This window comes from Enterobacter sp. WPR_3_1, from assembly GCF_003635055.1.
GTDB classification, from domain to species: domain Bacteria; phylum Pseudomonadota; class Gammaproteobacteria; order Enterobacterales; family Enterobacteriaceae; genus Enterobacter; species Enterobacter ludwigii.
In genome coordinates, this window is sequence record NZ_RBXU01000006.1 from 1 (window position 1) to 3,383 (window position 3,383).

At 46.9% G+C, this 3,383-nt stretch carries 2 protein-coding genes and 1 pseudogene; all 3 read right to left on the reverse strand.

What is annotated here, in order from left to right; translation table 11 throughout:
* Window positions 1–1,373, reverse strand: a pseudogene (locus BJ887_RS01770) (type VI secretion system Vgr family protein); the annotation flags it as partial.
* Window positions 1,374–2,077: 704 nt separating this feature from the next.
* Window positions 2,078–2,872 carry a hypothetical protein gene (locus tag BJ887_RS01775; protein WP_121339119.1) on the reverse strand — a complete coding sequence of 265 codons (795 nt, stop codon included), beginning with the start codon at window positions 2,870–2,872 and terminating at the stop codon, window positions 2,078–2,080.
* A gap of 11 nt (window positions 2,873–2,883) precedes the next feature.
* A partial coding sequence (locus tag BJ887_RS22995) for a DUF2345 domain-containing protein (protein ID WP_229216792.1) occupies window positions 2,884–3,383 on the reverse strand: 500 nt, incomplete at its 5' end.

Below are 3,383 nucleotides of genomic sequence, written 5' to 3' on the forward strand. Positions count from 1 at the left end.
GTGTTCCGAGTCGTGTAGTGCATACGCGATGTACGGCAGGTCAATATCGCCGTTGCTGTAGGCAATGGCCACTTCGGTCCCGTCGGTGAGCGGCGCATGCCAGCCCAGCGTTTCACCAGCATAAGGTTTCGCCATCCGCAGCCACAGGTAACCGTATCCGGGTTCCGTCCCCTCCTGGTCGAAGTCCAGCTTCACCCGGTAGCGCCCCTGCGCATCCAGGTGCGCGTAGATATCATTTTCTCCCGGCTCTCAATCCGGGCCGGAAGCGTACCCGGGATGACCGGACGCGGGACTTCTACAGGACGGAAGCAGTAACGTTCGGTGTAAGGCATTCCCCACACCGACACATGCAGACGGGAATCACGGGCCCCCCGGAAGGTCACGAGCGTGAGGTGCACGCCTTCCTTCAGGGCAGCAATGACATCGCCCTGCGGCTCCAGCACCTGCCCGGGAGTGAGGTGTGCCGCATTGCTGAACAGGTGAATACGGGCAGTCCTGTTCAGCTCACGCTCATGGTGGAGTCGGGCGTAGAATGCCCCGCTTTCGGTGACCGGCTCCGGGTCGGTGTCGTCACCCGCTTCACGGTACGGCGCGGCATAACGGTAATGCTCCCCGGTCGTCACCGCGTCATTGCGAACACTGACGGTGGTATCCATCGGTGTGGAGGCTGTCCGGTAGTTATAATCCCGCGTGGCGACCGTGCCGGTGGCAAGGGTGTGCCAGGTTCGTACATCCCAGACCGACTCTGCCGCACCGTCAAACAGACCCGACGGCTCGCTGTAGGGCAGGCGCACATCAAACTGGTAGTTAAGCTGGCTGTCGGCCAGTATGTACGTATCCAGACCGCGCACGTCGTCCATCACCGTACGCCAGTAAATCCCCACTTCAGACAGAATGCGCTGGATAAACTCAAGGTCCGTTTCACGCCACTGGGTGATAATTTCACGCGGCGGGTAGGCGCGCTCCAGGCGGAATTCAAAATCGGGTCCCTCCAGCCCGTGTTTACGCAGCACCTGCTCAACCACCTCAGGAACGGACTGGTTCTGATATACCGCACACTGCCGGGTATATCCCAGGAGCGCCAGGCGGGAACTGAGCGTAAGCCGGTAGTGGGACTGATCCTTTGAAGTGGAAAGCCATTCCAGGCGGGTGATAATGCCGTGGACATTTTTACCGCTCCGCATCCGGAAAGAGGCATATTTCATCAGGACCTGTTCAGGGGGGATATTCGCCTGTTGGGTCGTGAACTCAATATCCCATTTGAACGGTTCGCTCAGTGCTTCCCTGCCCCGAAATCGCAGAACATCCGGTTTTACCTGGCTGTCGTTGATATCCAGAAAGTAACGGGTCTGTCCGTCAAAAAGCGCTAACATTTTGTTGACTTCTTGCCTTGCAGATATCGACTATTTGGAAAAGCGTTGGAGCCATTCCCCATATATTGAGACACTCATAAATGTTAACTGTACTCTGGGATCTTCCTCATTTGTAAGCTCAAGAAGAAGATTACCTGTAAAATTGCCGGTGAGAATTTATATATTGCTTATGCCTTTATTTTAAATTTCTATTCAACCAAGATATAGAAAAGGCCAGAAATATAACGCAGGCAATGAATAATGAAACATTCCTGAACATTTCCACTTCAAAGAAGAGGTATGCTGGATAAACAATTAACAGAATATATTTAAGTCGCCTTGCTGTTTTGGATGTGTGCGACTCAGAAGGTACTTTTCTCAATTGACCATTTAATGAGAAAACAAATAGATAAGACAAAGAAGAAGAGAGAATAAACAATAAGGCCCTATATGGAAAATCAGCTTCAAAGATTTCAATCCCCAATAGCAGAGTTGAACTTATTGCTACGATGATACCTATTGCTTGCTTGGGAACAACTGCTGATATAAATATGCAAAACACAAGAATTAAATATACATAAAAACCATACAGGTTTGTTGATATGTGGATTTTATGTGGAATAAAAAAATGGGCGTAAAGTAAAGAAATCGAAATGGTGATGATTCTATAGATCATACATGCTAACAAGCCGATCAGTAGTTTACTATTAAATGAATTAATGTTTTTATTTATTCCATGCCGCATAGTTATCATACTCTTCTGAGGTTATAGAGTTACCTAATGCATCAGTTGACGCTCCATTATCTTGCTCGACAACATTCACAGCAGGGTAAGTGCTACCACCAGATTTAATGCTATATGTAAATCTTTGGCTTGCATATAACGCCCCTCGGAGCACAAAGAAATTATCATACGTATTAGTTCTATCGGCAACATCAGTACGTTTACCAGTTCCCCATATCATACCGGTTTCAACTGTTGATGGTATATTTTTTTCCATTCTATATGTGTCTATGGCGAAAGGTATTTGCCCAACGGCATCAGTCCAGTATGGAATTTTATTTATCATTACGAGGAGATAGCTGGCACCACCCACACTATTATTTTTCCAGTCGCCCTCACCTTTTGGACGAAAAGCCAAAGGCGTTCTATCGATAACTGAAAATTCTGCAATATCATCCCAAGTGAATATTTTGTAAGCTTCTTTTGCGTAATCAGCTTCGTTAACATACAACAATTTCCGATAGTTATCTGCCAATGGTTCAAACCATTGATACTGGAATTTATCATACAACTCTTGAGCTGTCATGATTTTAAAAGAATCCTTTTCACCCCCTCTCAAAACGAACAAAACATCAGCGTTTTTTCTTGTGATTATCAAAATGTTTGGCACTTCAATTTTATGGGCTTCTTCATCTTTTTCAGGCGTGGTATTACCTTTTATTCCTAATTCCGTTTTTTCATTTTTTGTAACGATAAAATAGGGGGTGCCATCGACTTCAATATTTATTTTTATCATTGAATTATTACTCAGCTTAAAAATACCCAATACTCAGACTCACTGTCTTTCTTGTCGATATATCCATCTGCGCCAGAGCCTGAAAGTATTTCCTCTCCCTCCATTGTTTCAACACGATAATTGACATTTGAAGAGAAATTTAACTTTCTGTCGTAATACTGAGTGATCATTACCATCTGCTTCAATGACTCATTTGGTAGATTGGTTGCACCAGCAAACATCGTCCGCTTCACCTTCCGCAAATAAGACGCCGTCGTACCATACTCGACCTTCCCGGCCTCAAGCCGCAGATAGCTTCCGCCGCCGATCAGCGTGATACGTTTTTTCCCGGCGAACAAAATGTCACTCACTGAGCTCAGCGTCAGCTTCTTCTCAGCAAACAACCGCATACTGGCGTTTTGCGCCTGCACCTCCACTGGCCCTTCTCCGGATTTGACGCTCAGTTGTCCGGTCCGGGCAAAGAGCCCCAGTTTTTCTCCGGCCAGTGCGGTCAGATTGCCCATTGTTCCGA